Annotated in this window: 23 protein-coding genes and 2 pseudogenes; 3 read left to right on the top strand and 22 right to left on the bottom strand. The window is 70.0% G+C overall.

All coding sequences use genetic code 11. The annotated features are described in order from the left end of the window. Positions 1 to 231 precede the first annotated feature (231 nt). From HNQ58_RS13285 to HNQ58_RS01320, 3 genes and pseudogenes are all read right to left on the bottom strand, one after another. Positions 232 to 464 (bottom strand): annotated as a pseudogene (locus HNQ58_RS13285) (transposase); the annotation flags it as partial. Between the two features lie 313 nt (positions 465 to 777). Further along, positions 778 to 1,046 (bottom strand): annotated as a pseudogene (locus tag HNQ58_RS01325) (IS3-like element ISXac4 family transposase); the annotation flags it as partial. 74 nt (positions 1,047 to 1,120) lie between these two features. Further along, positions 1,121 to 1,690 (bottom strand): Hsp20/alpha crystallin family protein, encoded by a 570-nt coding sequence (locus HNQ58_RS01320; protein ID WP_221301096.1) that lies wholly within the window; start codon positions 1,688 to 1,690, stop codon positions 1,121 to 1,123. 486 nt (positions 1,691 to 2,176) lie between these two features. Here HNQ58_RS01320 and HNQ58_RS01315 point away from each other — a divergent pair, with 486 nt between their 5' ends. Beyond that, a complete protein-coding gene (locus HNQ58_RS01315; RefSeq protein ID WP_183946986.1) occupies positions 2,177 to 3,946 on the top strand; it encodes an ABC transporter transmembrane domain-containing protein in 1,770 nt (589 codons plus the stop codon). 77 nt (positions 3,947 to 4,023) lie between these two features. Here the strand turns inward: HNQ58_RS01315 and HNQ58_RS01310 are convergent, their stop codons facing one another. From HNQ58_RS01310 to HNQ58_RS01275, 8 genes are read right to left on the bottom strand one after another with little or no spacing between them, the layout of a single operon-like run. Next, positions 4,024 to 5,601 (bottom strand): complex I subunit 5 family protein, encoded by a 1,578-nt coding sequence (locus HNQ58_RS01310; protein ID WP_183946974.1) that lies wholly within the window; start codon positions 5,599 to 5,601, stop codon positions 4,024 to 4,026. Beyond that, positions 5,598 to 7,094 (bottom strand): complex I subunit 5 family protein, encoded by a 1,497-nt coding sequence (locus tag HNQ58_RS01305; RefSeq protein WP_183946973.1) that lies wholly within the window; start codon positions 7,092 to 7,094, stop codon positions 5,598 to 5,600. Before HNQ58_RS01305 ends, HNQ58_RS01310 begins: the two co-directional genes overlap by 4 nt. Next, positions 7,091 to 8,527 (bottom strand): complex I subunit 5 family protein, encoded by a 1,437-nt coding sequence (locus tag HNQ58_RS01300; RefSeq protein ID WP_183946972.1) that lies wholly within the window; start codon positions 8,525 to 8,527, stop codon positions 7,091 to 7,093. Before HNQ58_RS01300 ends, HNQ58_RS01305 begins: the two co-directional genes overlap by 4 nt. Beyond that, complete coding sequence (locus tag HNQ58_RS01295) at positions 8,517 to 8,837, bottom strand: NADH-quinone oxidoreductase subunit K (RefSeq protein WP_183946971.1); 321 nt, start codon at positions 8,835 to 8,837, stop codon at positions 8,517 to 8,519. The genes HNQ58_RS01300 and HNQ58_RS01295 overlap by 11 nt, the downstream gene beginning before the upstream one ends. After that, the gene (locus HNQ58_RS01290; protein ID WP_221301095.1) at positions 8,837 to 9,751 is read right to left on the bottom strand and encodes a hydrogenase subunit MbhD domain-containing protein; all 915 of its coding nucleotides are present in this window, start codon (positions 9,749 to 9,751) and stop codon (positions 8,837 to 8,839) included. The genes HNQ58_RS01295 and HNQ58_RS01290 overlap by 1 nt, the downstream gene beginning before the upstream one ends. Beyond that, entirely contained in the window at positions 9,748 to 10,041 is a 294-nt protein-coding gene (locus HNQ58_RS01285; RefSeq protein ID WP_183946970.1) for a monovalent cation/H(+) antiporter subunit G, read from the bottom strand. The genes HNQ58_RS01290 and HNQ58_RS01285 overlap by 4 nt, the downstream gene beginning before the upstream one ends. Beyond that, the gene (locus tag HNQ58_RS01280; protein WP_183946969.1) at positions 10,038 to 10,307 is read right to left on the bottom strand and encodes an MrpF/PhaF family protein; all 270 of its coding nucleotides are present in this window, start codon (positions 10,305 to 10,307) and stop codon (positions 10,038 to 10,040) included. The genes HNQ58_RS01285 and HNQ58_RS01280 overlap by 4 nt, the downstream gene beginning before the upstream one ends. Next, positions 10,307 to 10,819 carry a Na+/H+ antiporter subunit E gene (locus HNQ58_RS01275; RefSeq protein WP_183946968.1) on the bottom strand — a complete coding sequence of 171 codons (513 nt, stop codon included), beginning with the start codon at positions 10,817 to 10,819 and terminating at the stop codon, positions 10,307 to 10,309. Before HNQ58_RS01275 ends, HNQ58_RS01280 begins: the two co-directional genes overlap by 1 nt. Positions 10,820 to 11,057: 238 nt before the next feature. Here HNQ58_RS01275 and HNQ58_RS01270 point away from each other — a divergent pair, with 238 nt between their 5' ends. Then, on the top strand, positions 11,058 to 11,798 hold the full coding sequence (locus HNQ58_RS01270; RefSeq protein WP_183946967.1) for a creatininase family protein: 741 nt from the start codon (positions 11,058 to 11,060) through the stop codon (positions 11,796 to 11,798). Positions 11,799 to 11,852: 54 nt separating this feature from the next. Here the strand turns inward: HNQ58_RS01270 and HNQ58_RS01265 are convergent, their stop codons facing one another. After that, the gene (locus HNQ58_RS01265) at positions 11,853 to 13,232 is read right to left on the bottom strand and encodes a YfcC family protein (protein ID WP_183946966.1); all 1,380 of its coding nucleotides are present in this window, start codon (positions 13,230 to 13,232) and stop codon (positions 11,853 to 11,855) included. Positions 13,233 to 13,627: 395 nt separating this feature from the next. Between HNQ58_RS01265 and HNQ58_RS01260 the strand changes: the two genes are divergently transcribed. After that, entirely contained in the window at positions 13,628 to 15,463 is a 1,836-nt protein-coding gene (locus tag HNQ58_RS01260) for a glycosyl hydrolase family 18 protein (RefSeq protein ID WP_343057120.1), read from the top strand. A gap of 102 nt (positions 15,464 to 15,565) precedes the next feature. Here the strand turns inward: HNQ58_RS01260 and HNQ58_RS01255 are convergent, their stop codons facing one another. From HNQ58_RS01255 to HNQ58_RS01210, 10 genes are all read right to left on the bottom strand, one after another. Beyond that, a complete protein-coding gene (locus tag HNQ58_RS01255) occupies positions 15,566 to 16,180 on the bottom strand; it encodes a methyltransferase domain-containing protein (RefSeq protein ID WP_183946965.1) in 615 nt (204 codons plus the stop codon). A gap of 145 nt (positions 16,181 to 16,325) precedes the next feature. Next, the gene (locus tag HNQ58_RS01250; RefSeq protein WP_183946964.1) at positions 16,326 to 16,700 is read right to left on the bottom strand and encodes a DCC1-like thiol-disulfide oxidoreductase family protein; all 375 of its coding nucleotides are present in this window, start codon (positions 16,698 to 16,700) and stop codon (positions 16,326 to 16,328) included. Positions 16,701 to 16,702: 2 nt separating this feature from the next. After that, positions 16,703 to 18,358, bottom strand: coding sequence for an acyl-CoA dehydrogenase family protein (locus HNQ58_RS01245; protein ID WP_183946963.1), 1,656 nt, complete (start codon positions 18,356 to 18,358; stop codon positions 16,703 to 16,705). 119 nt (positions 18,359 to 18,477) lie between these two features. Continuing rightward, positions 18,478 to 18,684, bottom strand: a complete 207-nt coding sequence (locus HNQ58_RS01240) for a cold-shock protein (protein WP_183946962.1) — start codon at positions 18,682 to 18,684, stop codon at positions 18,478 to 18,480. A 121-nt stretch (positions 18,685 to 18,805) separates the two neighbouring features. Beyond that, positions 18,806 to 19,552: an S-methyl-5'-thioinosine phosphorylase gene (locus HNQ58_RS01235; RefSeq protein ID WP_183946961.1), complete on the bottom strand. Its 747-nt coding sequence runs from the start codon at positions 19,550 to 19,552 to the stop codon at positions 18,806 to 18,808. A gap of 31 nt (positions 19,553 to 19,583) precedes the next feature. Then, a complete protein-coding gene (locus HNQ58_RS01230; RefSeq protein WP_183946960.1) occupies positions 19,584 to 20,138 on the bottom strand; it encodes a hypoxanthine-guanine phosphoribosyltransferase in 555 nt (184 codons plus the stop codon). A 5-nt stretch (positions 20,139 to 20,143) separates the two neighbouring features. Next, positions 20,144 to 21,160 (bottom strand): beta-N-acetylhexosaminidase, encoded by a 1,017-nt coding sequence (gene nagZ, locus HNQ58_RS01225; RefSeq protein ID WP_183946959.1) that lies wholly within the window; start codon positions 21,158 to 21,160, stop codon positions 20,144 to 20,146. Beyond that, on the bottom strand, positions 21,160 to 21,663 hold the full coding sequence (locus tag HNQ58_RS01220) for a CYTH domain-containing protein (protein ID WP_183946958.1): 504 nt from the start codon (positions 21,661 to 21,663) through the stop codon (positions 21,160 to 21,162). Before HNQ58_RS01220 ends, nagZ begins: the two co-directional genes overlap by 1 nt. Before the next feature lie 44 nt (positions 21,664 to 21,707). Further along, positions 21,708 to 23,027 (bottom strand): 23S rRNA (uracil(1939)-C(5))-methyltransferase RlmD, encoded by a 1,320-nt coding sequence (gene rlmD / locus HNQ58_RS01215; RefSeq protein ID WP_183946957.1) that lies wholly within the window; start codon positions 23,025 to 23,027, stop codon positions 21,708 to 21,710. Positions 23,028 to 23,101: 74 nt separating this feature from the next. Further along, positions 23,102 to 23,692: a YdbL family probable chaperone protein gene (locus tag HNQ58_RS01210; RefSeq protein ID WP_183946956.1), complete on the bottom strand. Its 591-nt coding sequence runs from the start codon at positions 23,690 to 23,692 to the stop codon at positions 23,102 to 23,104. Between the last annotated feature and the right edge of the window lies 1 nt (position 23,693).

The following is a 23,693-nucleotide window of genomic DNA, read 5'->3' as shown; positions in this document are numbered from 1 at the left end:
GGGCGCCCGGCGGCGGCGCCAGGTCGGTCACGGTGCGCCGTTGCGCGAGTGGCTGACGACGTTGCCGGCACTTGGATGAATTTCGCAGGGCCGACGACTTAGCCACCGGTATCGAAGTGTTCAGCCCGCCCGACAGTGACGGTTTATTGATCCGGCGATCAAATATCTTCACGCAGCATAGCGCAGCGGCTCGTGCATGAAGTACCGCCGAACGCGATCCGGCGACTTCTGCAGCAGGAACACCTTGCGATCGCTGTCCTTGACAAGACGCTTGAAGAAGTCGATCAGAAGATCGACGTGCATCGCGCCTTCGAACACCTTCCAGCGCACCTTGCCCTGGTTGGCGACCGTCGAGATGATGCCAGGCCTTCGCGCTTGTTGTTCACGCGCAAGACCGGCGTCTGGCCTTTCGGGGTGTAGCCGCAGCCGCGCACGTCGTCCGAGCGCAGGCCGGCCTCCTGGCCGCGGGCATCGGTCGCCAGGGTGCGGGTGTAGGTACCGGCGCTGCCGTCGGCACAGGTCGCCACGCTGTCGCGCTGCTCGACTCGCACACCGCACGGGCAAAGCCGCTGGTGTCGTAATGCGTCTTCAGCCAGCGGGCGCTGGCGTCCTGGTGTTTCCGGGAGGCGCTGTAATTCCCGGGATCGTGAAAGAACGGCCGCGCCGATGATGCGTGGAGCTCAGGGATCTGGCGTGCTTCATTGCTGGACCTGACCCCGTACTACGCTAGCGCATTGGTATTTGCCGGGTAGAGGTCGAGCCCGCCACACTGGAACAGCGCGGCGATACGGAAGCTGGCGCGGCAGGCCGTGACTGGCCTTGATCTGCTCGAAGCCGCGCACGAGACGGTGTGAGCTGATCGAGGTGTCGACCTCGATGTGCAGCGCCTCGCGATTGAAGTCGTCGACGATGTCGAAGGTCCGGAAGCGGCGGCCACAGGCCAGCGCGTCGGACATGAAGTCCGCCGGCCGGATCGTGTCCGGCAGCCGCGGCACGTAGAGCGGAACCCGCTCGCGCTTGGGCAGACGGCGCCCGGCCCGCCCGCGACACGGGCCCGGCTGGGCCGTAAAAAGAACGCCAGGCACGAAGCCTGGCGTCAACACACTCAGCGGTCCGCCGCTCAGGCGGCCTGGATATCGATGCGCCGTCCGCTCACCGCGGACACCCCGGGCTTGCGCGGCACCGTCACGGTCAGCACGCCATTGCGGTGGCTGGCGGTGATCCGTTCGGCATCGGCGTCGGCCGGCAGGTCGAGCACCCGCTGGAACGCGCCGTAAGCCCGCTCGATGCGATGGACCTGCTGGTCCTGGCTGCGCTGTTCGCGCTTCTTTTGGCCCGCGATGGTCAGGCAGCCGTCGGCCAGCGAAAGCTGCAGGTCATCGCGCTCGACGCCAGGCACTTCCACGGTGATCGTATAGGCATCCTTGCTCTCGATGATGTCCAGCTGCGGACGCAGCACGCCCGCGAAGTCCTCGCCGAAACCCGGCATCCAGGTCGTCGGCATGGTCATGCGCGGCATGCCGAAGTCGCGGAAGACATCGTCGAACAGACGATCGATCTCGCGCTGCAGGCGCGAAACCGGCAACAGCCCGTCACTGCCGCCGCGGCTCATCGGCACCGTGCCGGCGGACTCGTCGCGCCGGAACCAGTTCCACGGCGAAAGACGGCTCAACTCAAGGGCCATGCCCATGATGTGCTCACCTCCTCGGACAATCGACGTGGGACATGGATGTATCACACCTCGGGTGCGCCGATCCCGGACGTCCGGAGCCGGCGGACACCCCGGGCGGAACGCCGCCTTTGACCGTCGGGCCGGCCGGCGGTTCCGCGTGCATCCCCGCATCGAGAGCCCCGTACAGCTTCGCTTCAGGCTGGCGGCCACGGGCGGTGCTGCTCCCTCCCGCGGACCACGCGCCAGGCCGGCGCGACCACGACGCAGGCCGGCCCGGACGCTTCCATGCCGCCACGCATCCCAGGCAGCGCAGCCGCGACATGGTCGGTGTATGTCGCGTTCGCGATAGCCACGACGGTACGCACGCCCTTCCAGAGCTTCTTCCAGCTGTACCCGCTCGGGCATGATCGCTGGACGACCGGCAGCCTCGCGGCCGGCGCGGACGCGGCAGACTGCGGCAAGATCCCCTGCCGGGTGCACGCTCCGTCGACGCCAGCACAGCGCATGACCTCCACCGATACCGACATCCCGAAACGTCCGCCGCTCGCCGCGCTGCGCGGCCTGTGGCCCTTTGTGCGGCCCTACCGCGGCCTGATCGCCGCCTGGCTGGGTTTCCTCGCCTTGTCGTCGGCGGCGACGCTGAGCCTGCCGGTGGCGGTCCGCTACATGATCGATCGCGGCTTCGCCGGCGATGGCGGCGACATCGACCGCTGGTTCCTCGGCCTGCTGGCGGTGGCGATGGTGCTGGCCTTCGCGACCGCGGCGCGCTTCTACTGCGTCAGTCTGCTTGGGGAAAAGGTCGTCGCCGACCTGCGGCGCGCGGTGTACGCGCGGCTGATGGGCCTCGACATGGGCTTCTACGAACGCACGCGTACCGGTGAGCTGGTGTCGCGGCTGTCATCCGACACCGAGCTGCTGCGCAGCGTGGTCGGCTCGACCGCCTCGATCGCGCTGCGCAGTCTGGTCACGCTGCTCGGCAGCGCGACCATGCTGGCGGTGACCAGCCCGCGCCTGGCGGGGCTGGCGGCCATCGGCATCCCGCTCGCGGTGGCACCGATCGTCGTCTTCGGCCGCAAGGTGGAGCGCCTGTCGCGCGAGAGCCAGGACCGCCTCGCCGACGCCAACGCCCGCGCCAGCGAGACCTTCAACGCGATCCACACGGTCCAGAGCTACGCGCGCGAGGCGTTCGAGACCACCCGCTTCGGTGAGGCGGTACTGCGCGCGCTGCACACTGCGCGACGGCGCATCCGCACCCAGGCGCTGCTCACCGCCGTGGTCATCGTGCTGGTGTTCGGCGCGATCACCGGGGTGCTCTGGGTCGGCGCGCGCGACGTGATCGCCGGCACGATGAGCGCCGGCACACTCGGCCAGTTCGTGCTCTATGCCCTGCTCGGCGCCGGTTCCGTGGGTGCGCTCTCGGAAGTGTGGAGCGAGGTGCACCGCGCCGCCGGCGGCATGGGCCGGATTGCCGAGCTGCTGGCCGAGACGCCGCGCATCGCCACGCCGCCCGCGCCGCGCGCCCTCCCCTCGCCGCTGCGGGGCGAGATCCGGTTCGAGCGGGTGCGCTTCCACTACCCCTCGCGTCCGGACGCCCCGGCGCTGGAGGACTTCGACCTGCACGTGCGGCCCGGCGAGACGGTGGCGCTGGTCGGCCCCAGCGGCGCGGGCAAGAGCACCGTGCTGCAACTGCTGCTGCGCTTCCACGACCCCGATGCCGGCCGCATCGCGATCGACGGCATCGACCTGCGCGAACTCGACCCGGCCGCGCTGCGCGAACGCATCGCGCTGGTGCCGCAGGACCCGGTGATCTTCGGTGCCAGCGCGCTCGAGAACATCCGTTACGGACGCCTGGATGCCAGCGAGGAGGAAGTGATCGCCGCCGCCCGCAACGCCGAAGCGCACGATTTTCTCGCCGCATTGCCCGAGGGCTATCGCACCTACCTCGGCGAGCGTGGCGTGCGCCTGTCCGGCGGCCAGCAGCAACGCATCGCCATCGCCCGCGCCCTGCTCAAGGACGCGCCGATCCTGCTGCTGGACGAAGCCACCAGCGCCCTGGACGCGCAAAGCGAACGCGCCATCCAGCAGGCACTCGAGCGATTGATGCAGGGCCGCACCACGCTGGTCATCGCCCACCGCCTGGCCACCGTGCTCCGCGCCGATCGCATCGTGGTGATGGACAAGGGCCGCATCGTCGCCGAAGGCCCGCACAGCGAACTCATCGCCGCCGGCGGCCTCTACGCCGAGCTGGCGCGGCTGCAGTTCCAGGGCCGGTAGCTTGTGGATTTTTCAGGAAGGCCTGAAGTTGCCAAGGACAGCCGATGCCGTGGTGGGAGCGGAATCACCGCAGCACCTCACGGCAGCAGCGCCCACAAGCCAAGCAGTGCAAGCAGCAGGCCGATGCCGGCCACTGGCAGGCGCGCCAGCATGGCGTCAGTGCGGCACAAGGCCTCGCCGACCGATCGCCAGTCGATCGACGGAATCCTGCTCTGTCGCCTGTCGCGACCTGAGCCGGTGACGGTCTTCACGACCGCCGCCGCGGCGCGTTCGAGCGGAGCAAGCAGATCGCCCTCGGGAATCCGCAGGGCTGGCACACGGCCGCGCAACACGAGCACGATCGCCACCGCGAGCAGCGCTGGCCACAATCCCGCCGACGACAACGCCGCCAGTGGCATCCAGGCACTGCCGAACCACCACGGGATCAGCAGACCGGCAATCACCGCGCCCAGCCACGCCGGGTGGGGCCGCGCGCGTCCACTGCGCTGTGCCCGGGCCAAGCGCCATGCGTGCAACAGCAGGATCGTGCTCAACAGCGAACTGAGACCGAATGCGAGGTCCCAGCCTGCGGCAGCTTCCTTCAGCGCCGACTTGGCCAGCGCGCCCGAGGTGAATGGCAGGCCGATCAGCGAGGCTGCCGGCAGCACGAACAATGCACGCGCCAGCCAGCCATCGAGGCGATGGCCGGCCGCGAGGAACAACGCAACCTTGTTGAGCCCGTGATGCAGCACGAACAGCCCGAGGGCGCCCAACGCGGCCGAACCACTGCCAACCTGCACCGCGGCAAACCCTGCCATCGCCAGCCCCATCTGGCTGATGGTCGAATACGCCAGCACGGTCTTGAGCCGCGACTGGGTCAAGCCGACCAACGCAGCGTAGGCCGCAGTGAAGAACCCGAGCACGAAAAGCCCCTCGCCGACCGTGAGGGACAGGGGCGGCGCGAAACGCAACATGCCGAGCAGGCCGATCTTCACCAGCACGCCACTGAGCACCGCGCTGGCCGGAACCGGCGCCACCGGGTGCGCGAGTGGCAACCATACGTGCAAGGGCACCAACCCGAGCTTCAGCGCAAAGCCAAAAAACAAGAGCCAGGCCGCGACACCGCCGCTCTCGCCCAGCCACAGCGTCAGCGTGGCGAAATCGGCGTTGCCGTGCGCGGCGCCGAGCAGCAGCAGGCCCGAAAGCACCGCCGCCTCGCCGGCGAAGGCCAGCGCCAGGTACACCCGCCCCGCCCGCCAGGCCTCGCGAGTACGGGCATGGATCACCAGCCCGTAGATGCCAAGCGTCATGATCACGTAGCCGAGATAGAAGCCGACCATGTCCGCGGCGAGCAGCGCCAGCGCCTGCCCAGCCAAGGTCACCAGCCAGAACCCGGCGAAGACCCGTGGCCGCGTGTCTGCTGCCGCGCCCACGAAGGCGCCGGCCAGCGACCAGCCGATGCCGGCGAGCAGCAGCAGCGGACGATTCACCTCGTCGACCAGGAAACCCGCCCCAAGCAACAGCAGCGCGATACGGCCCTCGCCTTCCCCGACGATGCCGAGCGCCAGCAGCGGCAACGGCGCGGACACCAGCGCCGGCAGCCGCCAACGCGGCCGCAGCAGCGCCAGCGCCGCGAGCGGCGCCGAGAACAAGGCGAGCGCGAGCAGCGGACTCATCCGTAATGCTCCCGCACGATGAACTGCACCCAGCCCAGCGGACTGAGGTCGAAACCGGCGAGCAGCCCGGCCAGCAGCGCGAACAGCGCCGTAAGCAGCGGCGGAACCGCCAGTGACAGGCGCACCTGCCGGCTCATCGGCTGTTCGTCTGGCCACTGCGCTGGCGGCGTGCCGAACCAGATCCTGCGCAGCAGCGGCAGGAAGTAGGCCGCGTTGAGCAGCGTGCTGGCGACCAGCACGCCGATCACCCAGTAATGCCCGACAGCGGCCGCGCCGACACCGAGATACCACTTGCTGACGAAGCCGGCGAGCGGCGGCAAGCCGATCATGCCCAACGCGCCGATGGTGAAGGCCGCGCTGGTCCACGGCATGCGTCGGCCGATGCCGTCCAGTTGCCGGACGGTCTTCACCCCCAGTGCCTCGGAATAATTGCCGGCGCAGAAGAACAGCGTGATCTTCATCAGCCCCTGGTGCACCAGATGGACCATGCCGCCGACGCTGGCCAGCGGCCCCGCGATGGCCGTGCCCAGCACGATGTAGGAAACCTGGCTCACCGTCGAATACGCCAGCCGCCGCTTGAGGTCTTCCTGCCGCAACGCCAGCAGCGAGCCGTAGACGATGGTGATGCCGGCGACGATGGCGAGCGGCTGGTCCATACCGAGCGCCTGCACGCGCTCGGGTCCATACACGTCGTACACCACCCGCACGATGCCGAAGGCACCCGCCTTGACCACCGCCACCGCATGCAGCAGCGCGCTCACCGGCGCCGGTGCGACCATCGCGTTTGGCAGCCAGCCATGCAGCGGCACCAGCGCCGCCTTCACGCCCAGGCCCGCCACCAGCAGCACGAACACCGCGCGCTGTGCACCGGCCTGCCCATCCAGCACATCGCCGAGCAGCCCGCGGGCGATGAAGTCCTGCGGCCCGGCCAGCACATGCAGCCATACCAGGCCGGCCAGGAACAATGCGCTGCCGAACAGTGTGTAGCGCAGGTAGCTGCGCGCGCCGGCCAGCGACCCTGGCGTACCGCGGTGCGCCACCAGCGGCCAGGTGGCCAGCGTCAGCAGTTCGTAGAAGACGAAGAAGGTGAACAGGTTGCCGGCCGCCGCCACTCCCATCGTGCTCGCCACGCACAGGCTGAAGAAGCCGAAGAAACGCGCCCGGTGCGGACTACGCTCCAGGTAGCCGATGGCATAGACGGTGGTCAGCAGCCACAACACCGCCGACAGGGTGGAGAACAACAGGGTCAGCGGATCGGCGTGCAGCACAAGATCCAGACCCGGCAGCAGCGGCAACCGCCACACGAAGGACTCCCCGGCGCGGATCGCGTCGAGCAGCACGGCGATCAGTCCGAGCTTGAGCAGCGCGGCGGCGAGATTCACGATCGTGCGCAGTCGCTGGCGCCGCTCGCCGAGTGCGAAGATCAGCACTGCCGCCGCCAGTGAAGTGAGCACGATGTACAGCGGCAGCGCCTGGCCGAGCAGCGCGCTCATGGCCCCATCCCCAGCGGCACACGCAACACGGCCAGGACAGGCGCCGAGGCGAAACCCATCGCGATCGCCAGCAGCGCCAGCACGAGCGCCGCGTATTCGGCCACGACCGATGGCTTCACACCGGACGGCGCAGGCCTGTCGGGCCGTGGCTGCGAGAACATCAGCGCCAACACGCGGAACAGATACGCCGCCGCGAACAGGCTGCCAAGCAGGAGCGTCACGACCCAGGGCCAGGCCTGGTGCTCCCAGGCTGCGACGAGGAGCTGCCACTTGACGAGGAAGCCCCCGCTGGGCGGCAACCCCATCAGACTCACGCCGGCCAGACCGAAGGCGAACACGCTGACCGGCATCCGAGCATCACTGCCCGGCAAGTGCCCGAAGTGGTCGCCGCCGTGGCGCAGGATCAGGTTGGCCGCGGCCAGGAACATCGCCGCCTTGGCCAGCCCGTGGCTGAGCAAGTGCAGCACCGTACCCTGCCAGGCCGCCGCCACCGGCAGCGCGAACACCAGCATTGCGTAGCCGAGCTGGGCCACGGTCGAATACGCCACCAATTGCTTGAGCCGGCGCTGCGCCAACGCCAGCAGCGAGCCGTACAGCACCGCACAAAGTCCCAGCACCGCCAGCAGCGTGCCGGCCGATGCCGGCGGCAGAGGCCGCATCTCGAACCACAGCCGGTACAGCAGGTACAGCGACGCCTTCACCACCAGGCCCGACAGGACTGCACTGACCGGGCCTGGCGCGCTCGCGTGCGCCGGCGGCAGCCAGCCATGCAGCGGGAAGATCGCCGACTTGAGCAGCAGGCCCAGGGTCATCAGCGCCAGCGCAGCCGTCGCGACGCCACCCTCGCCCAGCCGCAGACCGGCCAGGCGCAGATCCAGCGTGCCGGTCGCCGCGTACACCAGGGCGACGCCGAGCAGGTAGACCAGCGAGGCCAGCATCGCCACCAGCAGGTAGCGCATCGCTCCACGCAGCGCGCCGGTTTCCCCGCGGCTGGCCACCAGCGCCACCGCGGCCAGCGTGAGCAATTCCAGGCTGACATAAAGATTGAACAGGTCGGCCGAGACGAGCACCGCGTTCAGGCCGGCGTACAGGATCATCCAGGCCGGCCAGAAGGCGCGGGACGCACGCTCGCTACCGGGGCCGACGGCCGCATGGGCGGTCGCGGCCAGCATCACCAACGCCACCAGCCACAGCAGCAACAGGCTCAGGCCATCGGCATACAGTTCGATGCCCAACGGCGCGGCCAGTCCGGCCACCGCCACCCCTGCCCCGCCGGTCTCGGACACGAGCCTGCTCAAGGGCCACAACGCCAGCGGCACCAGCAGCGCCACCACCAGCGCGGCGACGCGCCCGCCACGCGCCGGCATCAGCACGGCCACGATGGCGCCCGCCAGTGGCAGGAACACCGGCGCGAGCAGGGCATCAGCCGCCATCGCCCTCCTCGTCGTCCATGTCGAGGTCGGCATGTCCGCTGCGCCGGTACAGGGCCAGCAGCAGCGCCAGCGCGAAGGCGGTCGCCGATACCGTCACCACGATGCCGGTCAGCACCATCGCCTGCGGCACCGGATCGAGCAGCTCGGTCACCCGCCGTCCTTGCGACACCAGCAGCAGAAACACCGCGCCGCCGAGCAGGTTCAACGCAAGAAGTTTGCGCAGAAGATGGCCCGCGACCAGCACACCGTATACGCCCAGCCCGGTGAGGGCGGCGGCGGCGATCAGATAGACCAGCGCCACGGGCTCCATCACCGCCTCCGCCGCACGCCGCCGGAAGAGAGGAACAGCAGCACCAGCGTGATCGCGATCGAGACGGTCAGGGCTGCTTCGATCGTGTAGACCGCCCACATGCCGGTCAACGCAAACGCCGGCTCGCTGGCCAATCCGGTCACCGAGAACACTGCCACGCCGAGTACCAGCATCAGGCGCTGCAGCGGCAGCGGTTCATGCAGCGGCGCCAACCGTCCGCACAAGGCCAGCAGCACACCCGTCGCCGCCAGCACCGCCCCGGCCTGGAAAGCGCCGCCCGGCGCCTGCCCGCCGGCATGCAGCAGGTAACCGCCGACCAGCACCGCACTTGGCACGACCATGGCCAGCAGCGCATCGAGCAGCGCCACCCGCTCCGGCGGCTGCGGCCGCGCTGGCCGCACTATCGGCTGCACGATGCACACGCCAACCCAGGCCGCCAGCAGCACGACCATTTCCAGCAACGTGTCGTAGCCGCGGAACAGCAACAAGACCGCAGTGACCGGATTGCCGACCCCGGTGCCGTCCAGCGCCGCCAGCGCGTCACCCCCGGCACTGCTCTGCGGTTCGGGCAGCTGCGCCAGCGTCCAGCCCAGGCCGAGCACCAGCATCGCGCACAACACACCCACCGGCGCGGCCAGCCGGGACGGCCGCAACAACCGCTGGCCAGCGCGCTCCGGCGCCATCTCCAGCATCCGTCGCCAGGTCAGCAGCAGCATCGCGCCGGTGAGGCCGGCGCCGATCGCCGCTTCGGCCAGCGCCAGGTCGGGCGAGCCCAGGCGTGCCCACACCACCGCCATCAGCACACCGAACGCGGCGAACATCACGATCGAGCGGAACGGCGTGCGCCCGGCCACCACCTGCCAGCCAAGCCACAGCAGGCCGAGCGCAAGCAGCAGGTCGATCGCCAGGCTCACCCGTCCTTCTCCAGGTCATGTTCGGCACGACGCGCGATCAGGTGCGCCGAGACGGTGGCGGCCAGTTGCGCCAGCAGCCAGACCACGGTGAGCAGGAAGGCTACGCGCAGTGATGCCGCGTGCAGCGCGAGCGCGACGCAGACCAGCAGCAGCCCGAGGTTGTCGGCCTTGGTCAGCGCATGCAGGCGCGAGAAGGTATCCGGAAACCGCAGCAGCCCGACCGTACCGGCGAAATAGAAGCCGCAACCGGCCAACAGCGACAGCACTGCCACCAGTTCGGCTGCGCTCACCCGTCACGTCCTCCACGTCGCGCAGGAAGCCCGACGAATGCCACGCTCAGGATCGTCGCCAGCAGCACCAGCAGCAGTGCCACGTCGCGCAGCGCCGGCACCTCGAGCCAGGCCGCCATCAGCAGCAGGATTGCCACCGTCGTGCTGCCGAACAGCAGCACCGCCAGCATCCGGTCGGCCGCACGCGGCCCGCGCACCACCCGCACCAGTCCGGCGGCCAGGTTGAGCGCGAGAAACGCGATCGCAGCCGGCAGCAGGCTCTCCATCACGATCCCCCAGCGCGGCCGTCGAGCGAGAACAGCCGATGAATGCGCCGCTGGAGTTCCGGCACGCCGGCAAACGCACCCGGCATCAGCGCGTGCACGCGCAACGCTCCGTCGTCGTCGATGCTGACACTGAGCGTGCCCGGCAGCAGGCTGACCGTGCTCACCATCAACGTGCGCGGCAAGCCGGCAGGCAGGTCGAGTACGAAGCGCTCGAAGCATGGCTTGATCGGCAAGCGTGGATGCAGCGCGCGCCAGGCGACATCGATGCCGCCGCGCAACGACTCGCGCAGGAAGTAGAGGCAGAAACCCGGAAGACGCCACGGCCGCCACCGATACAGCTCGCCTGGTGCCAGCCAAGCGCCAGCCAGCGCACCGAGCGCGGCGAAGACCAGCCCCACCCACAGATTTTGCGCGCCATCGAGAGCCAGCCACACCAGCAGCAGCAGGCACAGCGTCTGCACCGCCCACAGGCTGCGACCCCGGCCGGCCGACGGCGAACGTCCGGTCGTCATTGCGACCTCCGCGTGTCAGCTCCGCTTCGATGGTACACGAGGGACCGTGCAGCCCCCGTTGACAGGCGCGGACAGGGGGCGGACCCGCAGCCCGATAGCGCACGGGCACCGCCGCGAACCCGACCCGGGATGGGCCTTGCAGGAGAACTCGATCCCGCCCCGGTGGGGACTACGGCAGCCCCGCCGGCCTGCGGATTGGTGCATCCTCCCCACTCCTGCCTCCTGCACGGATCCGCGCATGCGCCTGCAACTGTCCACCTGGCCCGAGGTCGAGGCCTACCTGACCCGCTCCACCGGCATCATCGTGCCGATCGGCTCCACCGAGCAGCACGGCCCCAACGGCCTGATCGGCACCGACGCGCTGTGTCCGGAGATCGTCGCCAACGGCGTGGCCGAGCGCATCGACGTGCTGGTGGCGCCGACCATCAACGTCGGCATGGCCCAGCACCACCTCGCCTTTCCCGGCTCGATCACGCTGCGGCCGAGCACGCTGATCGCGGTGATCCGCGACATGGTGCAGTCGCTGGCGCGCACGGGCTTCCGCCACATCTATTTCTTCAACGGCCACGGTGGCAATGTCGCCACGGTGCAGGCGGCGTTCGCCGAGATCTACGCCGAGAACAGTCTGGCCGGCGCGCCGGGCTCGCCGTTGCACCTGAAGCTGGCCAACTGGTACCAGGGCCGGCGGGTCGGCGAGGTCTCGCGCGAACTGTTCGCCGGCGACGAGGGCAGCCACGCCACGCCGTCGGAAATCTCGCTGACCTGGCACGCCTACCCGCAGGCCGCGAAACGGGTCGCGATGCAGCCCGCGCGCGCGCCGACCGGGAATTTCCGCGATGCGGAGGACTATCGCCGCGTGTTCCCCGACGGCCGCATCGGCTCCAACCCGATGCTGGCCAGTGTCGAAGCCGGTCGACGCCTGTTCGAGGCCAGCGTCGAGGACACCATCGAGGACTACACCGCCTTCCTCGCACGCTGAGCGCGGAAGCCATCCGAACCCGGCCCGCGCCACGGCGTGCCGGCGGACCCTCGCTCAGCTGTAGCCGATCCAGACCGCGACCACCAGTGCCGCCGCGGCCAGCACCAGCAGCTTGAGCATCAGCGGCCAGACGAAGCGGAACCAGCGGTCGAACGGGATGCCGGCCGCGCCCAGGATCGCCATCAGCACGATGTTGGTCGGCAGGATGATGTTCGACAGCCCGTCGCCGAACTGGAACGCCAGCACGGCGACCTGCCGTTCGATGCCGACCACGTCGGCCAGCGGCGCCATGATCGGCATGGTCGCGAAGGCCTGACCCGAACCCGACGGGATGAAGAAGTTCATCAGCGTCTGCATCAGCAGCATGCCGACCGCTGACAGCTCGGCACCCACCCAGCCCAGCGGAATCGAGGCGCCATGGACGATGGTGTGCAGCACCTGCCCATCCTCCAGGATCAGCGCGATCGAGCGGGCAAAGCCGACCAGCAGCGCCACCGCCGCCAGCTCGATCGCGCCGTTGGTGAAGCGCTTGGCCATCTCGTCCAGGCTAAGGCCGCCGATCAGGCCGGCAATCACGGCGACCGCCAGCCAGACCGCGCCGAGCTGGTTGAGGTACCAGCCATGCTGCGAGATGCCATAGACCATCGCCACCAGGCCGGCCAGGGTGACCAGGGCCACCGCGAGCCGGCGCCGATCCAGCGACGGGTATTCCGGTAGCGCGCTGTGGCGGGGGTCGTCGAGATCGGCGACCAGGCTCGCCGAGGGGTCGGCCGCCACGCGCCGCGAGTAGCGCCAGACGTGATGCGCGGCCACCGCGACGAAGGGCACGAACAACGCCAGCCGGTAACCCCAGCCAGAGGTGGGCGGCAACTCGGCGATGCCCTGGGCGACGATCACCGTGTACGGGTTCATCCAGGCCACGCCGTAACCGACGCCGTAGCCGCAGATCATGATGCCCATGGCGGTCATCGCATCCAGCCGCATCGCCACGCACAGCGAGATCAGCACCACCGCGAACGGGATGTATTCGGTCGAGACCCCGAAGGTGGCCGAGCCGGCCGCGAAGGCGGCGGTGCCGAACACGATCAGCAGGGCCGGATTGTGGCCGATGCGGCGCAGCAGCCAGCCGAGCACGGCGTCGATCATGCCGGTGGCGCGCAGCACGGCAATGGCGCCGCCGACGATCAGCAGGAAGAAGATGATCGCCTGCGCGTCGGCCAGGGCGCGCGGCACCGCGGTGAACAACACCGCCGGCGACAGCCAGACCCGCTCCGCGTGCACGCTGTAGCTGCCCGGCACCACCATCATCCGGCCCTGCTCGTTGGGCGCCATCTGGAAGCTGCCCTGCGGCAGCACCCAGGTCGCCGCCAGCGCCAGGATCATGATCAGGAACAGCAGGACGAGCGTATGCGGGACGTGGAAACGTTTCGACATGGGCGCGGCGCCTCGTGGCGGGTGGTGGCGGACAAAGTCCCGGATGCTACTCCACCCGCGACCATCCTGCGCTACCCGCCGAGCGCCCCCGGCACCGGGCCCGCATCCCGAGCGGCGCCCGGCAGCGCGGCCGAGCGCTGCCGGGCGAGTCACCTGCCCGGCCAAACCCGCGATTCGCCTCACATTTCGGACAATGCCGGGCGCCCGCCATGCACACTTTGTGACGCGATCAGCAACTTCGCCCCACTCCCGTTCGGAGACTGCCTGCCAGCCGCTGCCGGCCGACGGCCGACAGCGCATCGCGGCCCGGACCGCAACCGGCACCCCACGGGATTCCAGACGTGCGCATTTCCTTCAAGACCCTCACCCTGTCCGGCCTGCTGCTGGCCCTGCCCGTGCTCGCCTTCGCACAGGGGCGCCCCGGCGCCAGCAACCAGCCGCCGACCGCGGTCATCGTCACCCCGGGGGGCGGCGCGCAGTTCGACGCCGGCGCCGACATCGCCATCGAAGCCGATGCCCACGACAGCGACGGCCGGATTTCGCGCGTGGACTTCTACCAGGGCACGACCCTGCTCGGCCGCGTCAGCAAGGCCCCCTGGCGGCTGGTGTGGCGCGGCGTGCCGGCCGGCGAGTACTCGCTCACCGTGGTGGCGACCGACAATGCCAAGGCCACCGGCCGATCGGCACCGGTCGTCATCACCGTCAACGCCAAAACCGACACGACCCCGCCCAGCGTGCCCACCGGGCTGGCGCCCAACGGCCAGACCACGAGCAGCATCTCGCTCAGCTGGAACGCCTCCAGCGACGAGGCCGGCGGCAGCGGCGTGGCCGGCTACGACGTGTTCCGCGATGGCGTCAAGGTCGCCTCGCCCGCCTCGACCGGCTACACCGACAGCGGCCTGAGCGCCGACACCGCCTACAGCTATGCGGTGCGCGCGCGCGACCACGCCGGCAACACCTCGGCGCTGAGCCCCGCCATCTCGGTGCGCACCGCCAGGGCCGGCGGCGACAGTGGCGAGCCGGCGCGCGTGGTCGGCTACTTCACCCAGTGGGGCATCTACACCCAGGGCTACCGGGTGAAGGATCTGGATAGCAGCGGCGCCGCCTCGCGCCTGACCCACCTCATCTACGCCTTCGGCAACGTCCGCGACAACCGCTGCGAGCTGGGCGTGCTCAAGGCCACCAACCCGGACACCGGCGAAGGCGGCGATGCGTACGCCGACTACTCGCGCACCTACAGCGCCGCCGAGAGCGTCGACGGCAAGGGCGACGTCTGGAACCAGCCATTGCGTGGCCACTGGAACCAGCTCAAGAAGCTCAAGGCCCGGCACCCGCACCTGAAGGTGATGATCTCGCTGGGCGGCTGGACCTGGTCGCGCGGCTTCGCCGAGGCGGCGCGGCCGGAGAACCGCGAGGCTTTCGTCGCTTCCTGCATCGACGCCTACATCCACGGCAACCTGCCGCTGTTCGATCATGCCGGCGGTCCCGGCGCCGCGGCCGGGGTGTTCGACGGCTTCGACATCGATTGGGAATATCCGGCCGCCTGCGGCCTGAGCTGCGGCAGTGCCGAGGACAGCGCCAACTTCACCGCCCTGCTGGCCGAGTTCCGCCGCCAGCTCGACGCGGTGCGCCCGGGCCTGCTGCTCAGCGCCGCGGTCGGCGCCGGCATCGACAAGATCCGTGTCACCGACCCGGGGCAGTACCAGCAGCACGTCGACTTCATCAACCTGATGAGCTACGACTTCCACGGCAGCTGGGAGTCGCGCACCAATTTCCATTCGGCGCTGTTCGACTCGCCGAACGACCCCTCCACCGGCGACGCGAAGCTCTACAACAGCAATGACGCGGTCGAGGCACTGCTGGCACGCGGCGTGCCGGCCGCCAAGCTGAATCTCGGCGTGGCCTCCTACGGCCGCGGCTGGACCGAGGTGAAGAACATCAACAACGGCCTGTACCAGAACGGCAAGCCCGCGCCGGGCAGCCTGGGTAGCGGCGTCGAGAGCTATCGGGTGCTGGCCGCGCGCAACGCACCGCGGTTCGTCGACCCGTATTCTCGGGCCAGCTGGACTTACGACGGCAAGACCTTCTGGAGCTTCGACGACCCGCAGACCCTGGCCGAAAAGACCACCTACGCAAGAGTGCAGGGCCTGGGCGGCGTATTCCTGTGGGACTTCAGCGGCGACGATGCGGCGGGCTCGTTGATCACGGCGATCAGCGACGGACTGCGCTGAGCCCGCGGGCTGCGGCTTGGGTCCGCCGCATCGTCACGCCATCGCGGACCGGCTGTGGGGGGGCTGGGGCCGAGGCCGGGTGCGCGGGACAGGGGCACCGCCTCATCCCGGGCTCCCGGCCTCCACTTCTTCATGGATCGGCTGCTCGCAGCGGAACAGGCGCATCGGCAGCAGGTTGCGCCACTCGGTCTCGCCAAGCACGTGCGCGAAGCGGTCGCGCAGCAGCGGCAGCACGCGGTTGGAATGCTGGTAAACCAGCAGACGGCCGTCCGGACTGAGCGCATCGCGCACTGCATCGAGCACTGCGCCGCGCAAGGTTTCGGGCATGGTGCTGAAGGGGATCCCCGAGATCGCCGCGTCGACCCGCCCGAGACCATGCGCGCGCAGATGCGCGCGCAGGTCGGCGGCGCTGCCATGCACCACGGTCAGGCGCGGGTCGCGGATCGTCCGCCGCAGGGCGGCGACGAAATCGGCGTTGGTTTCCACCGCCAGCAGCCGCGCCTCTGGCGGCAGGCGCGCCAGCAGCTCACGTGTCACCGCGCCGGTTCCCGGCCCGAGTTCGACCACGCTGCGGCAGCCCTGCCAGTCCACACCGTCCAGCAGACGCTTCACCAGCGCGGGCGAACTCTCGACGAAGGTTCCGACGGTGAGCGGATGCTTGAGGAAATTGGCGGCAAACAGCAGGCCGCGTCCGAGACTTTCCAGCCAACGCCTCACTGGCGCGGCGCCGGCGCGCCCGTTGCGCTCGCTGATCGGCTTCCCACCCGTGTCTGGGGGCTGGGCTTGCATCGGCATCGACTCCCGTGGACTCCGGGTTCTGGTTACGTGAACATCGCCGGGCCGTCAACCCGCCGCGCCACGCTCACAGCCGTCCCTGCCGGCGCAGGCGCCGGCGCACCAGGTGCCGATAGATCACCGACAGCGTGTGGCGGAGGCCGGGGAGCCCGATCAGCCGCGCTAGCCACCGCAGTCGGCGGGTGCGCGCCATCAGCAGGATGTAGGCGTCGAGCTCGCGATGGACGCGCCCCTGCGCATCCAGCACGTGCAGCGCCAGCAGCGCCTCGCGCGGATCGATGCCGAGGGCGCGCAGGGCTGCGTCGCGACCGGTGATGTCGCACCATTCGACCGCCTCGCCGGCCTCGCCCGCCAACCTTTCGTAGCGCGCCCGGTCGCGCACGCAGCGCGGGCAGGCACCGTCGTAGAACACCGTCAGCCGGTCGTTCGTGCCCGTCGCCACACTCACTCCGGCATCGCCCGCGCGATCAGCGTCGGGAAGTCGGTGTCCGGCGGCAAGGTGCCGAAGGCCAGGCCGTGGCCGCCGTCCAGACGAGAACGGCAGAAGCTCTCCGCAGCCACGGCCAGCTCCGGTTCGCGGCTCGCCGCGCGCAGCAGCAGCGCCGCCTGCAGCGCCAGCGCCATGCGTTCGACCAGGAAACGGGCGCGGGTCTCGATCCCGTCGCGGGAGTCCAGCGCGAGGGCGAGCGCATCGATCTCCTCGTCCAGTGCCTCATCGAGCCCGCGTGCCGCGCCGAGCTCCGCGAACAGCGCCTCGCGGGTCGCCGGCTCGCGCCCGAGCGCGCGCAGCACATCCAGGCACTGGATGTTGCCGCAGCCTTCCCAGATCGAATTGAGCGGCGCCTCGCGGTAGAGCCGCGCCAGCATCGACTCCTCGACATAGCCGGCGCCGCCCAGACACTCCTGCGCCTCGTTGACGAACGGCACCGCACGCTTGCACAGCCAGTACTTGCCGACGGCGGTGGCCAGCCGGGCGAAGGCGGCCTCGCCGGGATCGCGCGCCGAGGCATCCACCGCGCGCGCCACCCGCAGCGCGAAAGCCGTCGCCGCCTCGGATTCGAGCGCCAGGTCGGCCAGCACGTTGATCATCAGCGCGTGTTCGACCAGCCGTCGGCCGAAGGCCTGCCGGTGCGCCGCATGGTGCAGCGCCTGCGCCAGCGCCATGCGCATTTCCGCCGCCGCGCCGATCATGCAGTCCAGGCGGGTGAGCGCAACCATCTCGATGATGGTCGCCACGCCGCGTCCCTCCTCGCCGATGCGGCGCGCCCAGGCGTCGCAGAACTCGACCTCCGCCGAGGCGTTGGACCAGTTGCCGAGCTTGTCCTTCAGCCGCATCAGCCGCAGCGCGTTGCGGCTGCCGTCGGGCCGCCAGCGCGGCAGCAGGAAGCAGGTGAGCCCACCCGGCGCCTGCGCCAGCACGAGGAACCCATCCGACATCGGCGCCGACATGAACCATTTGTGCCCGACCAGCGCGTACTCGCCCTCGGCGGCCAGCGGCCGTGCCCGGGTGCTGTTGCTGCGTACGTCCGAGCCGCCCTGCTTCTCGGTCATGCCCATGCCGAGCGTGACGCCGGCCTTGCTGGCGATCGGCACGTCACGACCGTCGTAGTGTGGCGCGACCGCCTTGTCGGCCCATTCGCGCAATTCCGGCTCGCGGCGCAGCACCGGGATGGCCGCATGGGTCATGGTCAGCGGGCAGTTGCTGCCGGCCTCGGCCTGGTGATGCAGGAAGGTCAGCGCCGCACGGACGACGTGACTGCCGGCGCGCGTCTCGCGCCAGGCGCCGCCGCTGACGCCATGCTCGACACCGAGCTGCATCAGCCGATGGTAGGCCGGGTGAAAGTCGACGCGGTCGATGCGATGGCCGAAGCGATCATGCGTACGCAGGCGCGGGCGGTCGCGGTTGGCCTCCACCCCCAGCGCCAGGCCCTCCTCGCCCATGATCGCGCCGTAGCCGGCCAGCACCGCGGCGCCCCACCCGCCGCCCTCGCGCATCACCGCCGCCCGCAGCGCACGGTCGCTGGCCCACAGGTCGCGCGGCTCGAATGGCGGCGGCTGGTTGTCGACGCGATGGGTTTCGAAGGGACTGGACTCGCCCATGGCCGGCTCCGACGGGGGGATCCTCCGATTCTGCGCCGTCGTCCCGGAATGTCCACCGCCACGACGAAGAAGCCCCGCCGGAGCGGGGCTTCTTCGTCATGCCGAGGTGCGGCCGCGACTCAGGAGACGACGCTCACGCCCGCCGCCTGCGCCCCCTTGGGGCCCTGGACGATCTCGAAGCTGACCCGCTGGCCTTCCTTCAGCGTGCGGAAGCCGTTGGCGCTGATCGCCGAATAGTGGACGAAGACGTCCTGACCGCCGCCTTCGGGCGAGATGAAGCCGAACCCCTTGGCGTCGTTGAACCATTTGACTGTGCCGTAACTCATTTCGACCTCGAATAGTTTCCCCACAACGACGTGCCCGTCAGCAGCGTGGCCATCCGGTGCGGATGTGTTGGCGCGCACGGCCCGAGTATGCGAAAGCCCCGCACGCTTGCCAACAGGGCACTCAATCCGCCAGCAGGTGCTCGAGCAGACGGGGGATCGGCGCGGTGGCGTGCTCGAGGTTGGCGAAGACCTCGTCGAGGGTGATCTCGGTCTGGTCGCCGCAACCGGCCGCCCAGTTGGCGACCAGCGCCAGACAGGCATAGTCCAGGCCCAGCTCCCGCGCCAGCGCCGCCTCGGGCATGCCGGTCATGCCGACCAGATCGCAGCCGTCGCGGCGCAAGCGCGCGACTTCGGCGCGGGTCTCAAGCCGCGGTCCCTGGGTGACGCCATAGCAGCCACCGTCGACCAGGGTGATGCCGGCCGCCGCGCCGGCCTTCAGCACGGCCCGGCGCAGCGCGGGCGTGTACGGCTCGGTGAAGTCCACGTGCAGCACCTCGCTGCCGGGCTCCTCGCAGAGGGTGGACACACGGCCCCAGGTGTAGTCGATGAGCTGATCGGGCACGCCGAGCGTGCGCGGCCCCCAGCGCTCGGTAATGCCGCCGACGGCGTTGACGGCGAGCACGCGGCGCGCGCCGGCCTCCTTCAGCAGCCACAGGTTGGCGCGGTAGTTGATGCGGTGCGGCGGAACCGAATGGCCCTCGCCGTGGCGGGCGAGGAAGGCGATGCGGCGACCGGCGAAGTCGCCGATCCGCACCGGCCCGGACGCGGCGCCGTAGGGCGTGTCGCGCTCGAAGCTGTCGACGTTTTCCAGCGCGGCGAGCTTGTAGAGGCCGGTGCCGCCGATGACGGCGAGTGCGATGTCGGTCATGCGTGGCGATTCCTATGCGATGCGGCCGCTGTCAGCCTTCGGTTCTCAAGGCATGGATCGCCGGCAGGTTGCGCCCCTGCTCGTGGTAGTCCATGCCGAAGCCGTACACGTAGCGATCCGGGACTTCGAGGCCCACGTAATTGGCCGCCAGACCAGGGACGCAGCGGTCATGCCGCTTGACCGCCAGCGCCGCGATGCGGACCTCGGCGGCCCCCTGCTGCCGGCACCAGTCGCGCACCTCGGCCAGGGTGTGGCCCTCGTCGACGATGTCGTCCGCCAGCAACACGCGGCGCCCGGCCAGCGGCGTGGCCGGGCGATGCAGCCAGTGCAGGCCGCCACCGCTGGTGGCGCCGCGGTAGCGGGTGGCATGCAGGTAATCGAACTCGAGATCGACCGCCTCGCTGATCTCGAGCGCCAGCAGCGAAGCGAAAAGCATGCCGCCGTGCATCACGGTGAGGAACAGCGGACGCTGGCCGGCGTAGTCGGCGCGGATGGCGGCGGCCATGCGGGCGATGGCCTGCTCGATCTGGGCGCGGTCGAACAGCAGATCGGAGCGGGCGAGCGCGGTGGCGAGGTCGTTGTGCATGCGGGTCAGGCCAGTCCTGTACGGGAGTCGTCGGGAGCGAGCGTGGCGCGGGCGGCAGCATAGCGGGGGTCGGCCAGCAGGCCGTCCCAGCCGCGCGGGCCGCGGCCGAGCAGGCCGCTCAACGCCATCGTGTTGGAAGCGGGACGGCGGTCCATCGCCCGGAGCGAATCCTCGACCAGCGCCGGCGCGCACACCAGCACCACGTCGCAGCCGGCATCGAGGTGGGCATCGATGCGCGCGGCGACGCCGCCCGCGCTTTCCGCGGCAGCCATGCCGATGTCGTCGGAGAACACCACGCCGCGGAAACCCAGCTCGCCGCGCAGGATGCCGTCGATCCAGCGCGACGAATACCCCGCCGGCTCCGGCGCCACGGCCGGGTAGCTCACATGCGCCATCATCACCGCGTCGGCGCCGGCCCCGATGCCGGCGACGAATGGCAGCAGATCCTCGGCCTGCAGCGTTTCCAGCGGCCGTGGATCGACGGCATCGTCGAAGTGAGTGTCCTCCAGCACCGAGCCATGGCCGGGAAAATGCTTGAGCGTCGCCGCCATGCCGGCGCTGTGCATGCCGCGCACATAGGCGCGGGCGAATTCCGCGACCACCACCGGATCGGCATGGAAGGCGCGGTCGCCGATAGCCCGGTTGCCGCGGCCCAGATCCACCACAGGCGCGAAGCTCAGGTCCACCCCCAAGGCGAGGATCTCGCGCGCCATCAGCCAGGCATGCTCCTCGGCCAGCGCCAGCGCGGCGGCGGGGTCGGTGGCGTAGCGCTCGCCGAACACGCTCAGCGGCGGCAGCGCGGTGAAGCCCTCGCGGAAGCGCTGCACGCGCCCGCCCTCCTGGTCCACGCAGATCAGCTGCGGGCGCGGCGCGGCATCGCGGATGGCGGCGCTGAGGTCAGCCACTTGTTCGCGCGAGGCGAAGTTGCGACCGAACAGGATCACGCCGGCCACGGCCGGATGCTGCAACCAGTCTTTCTCCTGCGCCGACAGCCCGGTGCCGGCGATGCCGATGACGAGCATCAGGCCTTCTCCTGTTGCGTCCACTGCGAATACGGCCGCTCGGCCAGGGCCAGATTGTAGTAGCGGCGCTGATCGGTCACCTCGCGTCCCAGCCAATCGGGCTTCTCGAAGGCTTGGTCGGGATCGTCCAGCTCGATCTCGGCCACCACCAGCCCGGCGTTGTCGCCAAGGAACTCGTCCACTTCCCACAGGTGGCCGGCATGCTCGACATAGTGGCGGCGTTTCTCGACCCGGCCGCCGACACACAGGTCCAGCAGCGCCCTGCCCTCGTCGGCCGGAATCGGGTATTCGAACTCCTGCCGGACAGCCCCCAGCTCGCGCGACTTGATGTTGAGGAAAGCCGCCTCGCCGATGATGCGCACCCGCACCGAGCAGCGCTGGCGGCCGCTTTCCACCGAAGCGGCGTCGTTGAGATAGCCCTGGGCCATGCACTCGACCCGCTGCGCGGCCGCGCGCCAGCCGTCGCCGGCGACCAGGAATTTGCGTTCGATCTCGATGCCCATGGGATTCCCCTGCAGGCGCGGCGTGAGCCGGTCCCGTGGAAAGCTCAGCGCTCGAACAGCGCGATGCTCTCGACGTGCGCGGTGTGCGGGAACATGTCCATCACGCCGGCCGCCTTGAGCGTGTAGCCGCGCTCGCGGACGAGGAAACCGGCATCGCGCGCCAGCGAGCCGGGGTGACAGCTCACGTACACGATGCGGTCGATGCCATCGAGCGGGAGCTGCGCCAGCACCACGTCGGCGCCGGAACGCGGCGGATCGAGCAGCAGCTTGTCGAAGCCGTCGCGCATCCACGGCTCGGCGGCCAGATCCTTCGCCAGATCGGCGGTGAAGAACTCGACATTGCCGATGCCGTTGGCGGCGGCATTGTCGCGCGCCCGCTGCACCAGCCCGGCCTCGCCCTCGACGCCGACCACGCGGCCGGCACGGCGCGCCAGCGGCAGGGTGAAGTTGCCCAGACCGCAGAACAGGTCGAGCACGCGGTCGCCGGCCTGCGGATCGAGCAGGTCCAGCGCGTGGGCGATCATGCGGTCGTTGATGGCGGCGTTGACCTGGATGAAGTCGAGCGGACGGAAGGCCAGCTCGATGCCGGAATCGGCCAGCCGGAACGACAACGGCACGGCTTGCGGCCACAGCGGTCGCACCGAATCGACGCCGCCCGGCTGCAGGAACACCGCCAGCCCGGTGTCCTGCGCGAACTGCGTGAGGATGCCGGTGTCGCGTCCGCTCAGCGGATTGAGATGGCGGAATACCAGCGCCACCGCTCCGTCACCGGCGATGAATTCGATCTGCGGGATCTCGCGCTTGCCGTCGAGGCGGTCGACCATGGCCGCGATCTCGCCGATGCGGGTGCCGATCTCCGGCACCACCACCTCGCAGCGGGCGACATCGGCGACGAAGCGCGGGTTGGTCTCGCGAAAGCCCACCACCGTCTTGCCCTTCTTTTCCACCCAGCGCACCGACAGCCGGCCCTTGCGGCGATAGCCCCAGCTGTCGGCGGTGAGCGGCGGCAGGATGCGTTCCGCGCTCACGTGGCCGATCCGCTCGAGGTTCTCCAGCAGCACCTTCTGCTTGGCCTGGATCTGCTTGCCGGCATCCAGATGCTGCAGCACGCAGCCCGCGCACTGCCGGAAGTGGGCGCAGCGCGGCTCGACGCGATCCGGCGATGCCGCGAGCACCGCCAGCGTTTCACCTTCGTCGAAGTTGCGGTGACGGCGGATCAGCCTGGCGCGCACGCGCTCGCCGGGCAGCGCGCCGGCGACGAACATCGCCTTGCCTTCACGACGGGCCACGCCTCGGCCATCGTGACTGAGATCGACGATGTCGAGCTCGAATTCCTGCGGTGCGTTGGAGCGGGACACGGGCATCCGGAATGACAGCGGGGCGCGGATTGTCTCAAATCCGCGCCCCGCGTGTTCGCCGTGCTTCGTGCGGTATCGGCCTACTTCTGCCGCCAGCCACCGTTGTCCTGGTACCACCAGCCGCTGCGTGCACTGGCGATCCACTGGCTGGCGAAGATCTCGCGGATCTGGCCTTCCCACTCCGGGTGCCCGTTGGCCACGGCGATCTCGCGGTAGACGGCGTTGCGGTCGCGATTGTCGTCGGCGACGTGCTGGTTGAGCGCGACGCGGGCGTTGAGCGGCACCTTGGAGGCGTCGCGCACGACGATCAGGCCGTCCCGGGTGAAGCCCAGGGCACCGGAGTCGAAGTGCGGCTGCAGGTGGGTGCGGAAGCGCTCGGCCATGCGCGCCTGGATGGCCTGGATCGCCGGGGTGCGGATGTTGATGTCGGCCGACTGGGCGTGGGCGCTGCCGATGAAGAAGCTCAGCACCGCCTCGCCCGGCGACCGCATCGCGCCGCGGTTGTCACGCGCGGCCGGCGGCTGGCGCTCGCCGTCCTCGCCGATCACCTTCTCCACGAACTCCTTCGCCGCCTCGCGGGCCTCGGCTGCCGGGAAGTAGACATTGATGGTGACGCAGGCGCTGAGCATGAGCAGCGTCAGCGCGAGGAACGGAACGAGCAGCCTGCGCATG

Origin of the sequence: Rehaibacterium terrae (assembly GCF_014202935.1) — a bacterium.
In the GTDB taxonomy this organism is placed as follows: Bacteria; Pseudomonadota; Gammaproteobacteria; order Xanthomonadales; family Xanthomonadaceae; genus Rehaibacterium; species Rehaibacterium terrae.
Note: the sequence above shows the minus strand (reverse complement) of the source record. Positions and strands in the feature narration are given on the sequence as shown.

What these genes read in the sequence shown, in the direction of transcription:
- HNQ58_RS01265 (WP_183946966.1), bottom strand. Translation starts at nt 13,232, where the DNA reads ATGTCGAAACGTTTCCACGTCCCGCATACGCTCGTCCTGCTGTTCCTG.
- HNQ58_RS01220 (WP_183946958.1), bottom strand. Translation starts at nt 21,663, where the DNA reads ATGGGCATCGAGATCGAACGCAAATTCCTGGTCGCCGGCGACGGCTGG.
- HNQ58_RS01275 (WP_183946968.1), bottom strand. Translation starts at nt 10,819, where the DNA reads ATGACGACCGGACGTTCGCCGTCGGCCGGCCGGGGTCGCAGCCTGTGG.
- HNQ58_RS01280 (WP_183946969.1), bottom strand. Translation starts at nt 10,307, where the DNA reads ATGGAGAGCCTGCTGCCGGCTGCGATCGCGTTTCTCGCGCTCAACCTG.
- HNQ58_RS01320 (WP_221301096.1), bottom strand. Translation starts at nt 1,690, where the DNA reads ATGGGCATGGCCCTTGAGTTGAGCCGTCTTTCGCCGTGGAACTGGTTC.
- HNQ58_RS01210 (WP_183946956.1), bottom strand. Translation starts at nt 23,692, where the DNA reads ATGCGCAGGCTGCTCGTTCCGTTCCTCGCGCTGACGCTGCTCATGCTC.
- HNQ58_RS01230 (WP_183946960.1), bottom strand. Translation starts at nt 20,138, where the DNA reads ATGCACAACGACCTCGCCACCGCGCTCGCCCGCTCCGATCTGCTGTTC.
- HNQ58_RS01305 (WP_183946973.1), bottom strand. Translation starts at nt 7,094, where the DNA reads ATGAGCGCGCTGCTCGGCCAGGCGCTGCCGCTGTACATCGTGCTCACT.
- HNQ58_RS01235 (WP_183946961.1), bottom strand. Translation starts at nt 19,552, where the DNA reads ATGACCGACATCGCACTCGCCGTCATCGGCGGCACCGGCCTCTACAAG.
- HNQ58_RS01300 (WP_183946972.1), bottom strand. Translation starts at nt 8,527, where the DNA reads ATGGCGGCTGATGCCCTGCTCGCGCCGGTGTTCCTGCCACTGGCGGGC.
- HNQ58_RS01295 (WP_183946971.1), bottom strand. Translation starts at nt 8,837, where the DNA reads ATGGAGCCCGTGGCGCTGGTCTATCTGATCGCCGCCGCCGCCCTCACC.
- HNQ58_RS01315 (WP_183946986.1), top strand. Translation starts at nt 2,177, where the DNA reads ATGACCTCCACCGATACCGACATCCCGAAACGTCCGCCGCTCGCCGCG.
- HNQ58_RS01240 (WP_183946962.1), bottom strand. Translation starts at nt 18,684, where the DNA reads ATGAGTTACGGCACAGTCAAATGGTTCAACGACGCCAAGGGGTTCGGC.
- HNQ58_RS01270 (WP_183946967.1), top strand. Translation starts at nt 11,058, where the DNA reads ATGCGCCTGCAACTGTCCACCTGGCCCGAGGTCGAGGCCTACCTGACC.
- nagZ (WP_183946959.1), bottom strand. Translation starts at nt 21,160, where the DNA reads ATGCTCGTCATCGGCATCGCCGGCACCGGGCTGTCGGCGCAGGAGAAA.
- rlmD (WP_183946957.1), bottom strand. Translation starts at nt 23,027, where the DNA reads ATGCCCGTGTCCCGCTCCAACGCACCGCAGGAATTCGAGCTCGACATC.
- HNQ58_RS01310 (WP_183946974.1), bottom strand. Translation starts at nt 5,601, where the DNA reads ATGAGTCCGCTGCTCGCGCTCGCCTTGTTCTCGGCGCCGCTCGCGGCG.
- HNQ58_RS01245 (WP_183946963.1), bottom strand. Translation starts at nt 18,358, where the DNA reads ATGGGCGAGTCCAGTCCCTTCGAAACCCATCGCGTCGACAACCAGCCG.